The sequence below is a fragment of the Salinarimonas soli genome (genome assembly GCF_008386575.1).
In the GTDB taxonomy this organism is placed as follows: Bacteria; Pseudomonadota; Alphaproteobacteria; order Rhizobiales; family Beijerinckiaceae; genus Salinarimonas_A; species Salinarimonas_A soli.
In genome coordinates this window covers 1-395 of record NZ_VUOA01000186.1, presented here as the reverse complement: position 1 = coordinate 395, position 395 = coordinate 1, and the positions used below count along the sequence as shown (strand labels likewise).

At 43.3% G+C, this 395-nt stretch carries 1 protein-coding gene; it reads left to right on the top strand.

The window, feature by feature from the left end; all coding sequences use genetic code 11:
* A partial coding sequence (locus F0L46_RS27800) for a hypothetical protein (protein WP_149822419.1) occupies positions 1-395 on the top strand: 395 nt, incomplete at both ends.

The window sequence follows — 395 nt, the reverse complement described above, 5'->3', positions numbered from 1 at the left end:
GCTGCGCCTATGCCATTCGACAAGTACACTTTCATGCCTAGTGCAATGGACTTTTACCAGACTTCTCTTCGTGATCCTGCTTTCTATCAGCTCTACAACAGAATTGTGGAATACATCGTTGAGTCCAAGCAATACTTGAAGCCTTACACTCAAGACAAACTTTACTTTGATGGTGTCAAGATAACTGATGTTAAAGTCGATAAATTGACAACATTCTTCGAGAACTTTGAATTCGACGCCAGCAACAGCGTGTACTTTAGTAAAGAGGAGATTAAGAACAACCACGTCCATGACGTTAAGGTGCGCCAGCCACGATTGAACCACAGCCCCTTCAACGTTAACATTGAGGTTGATTCTAATGTCGCCAGTGACGCTGTTGTCAAAATCTTCCAGGC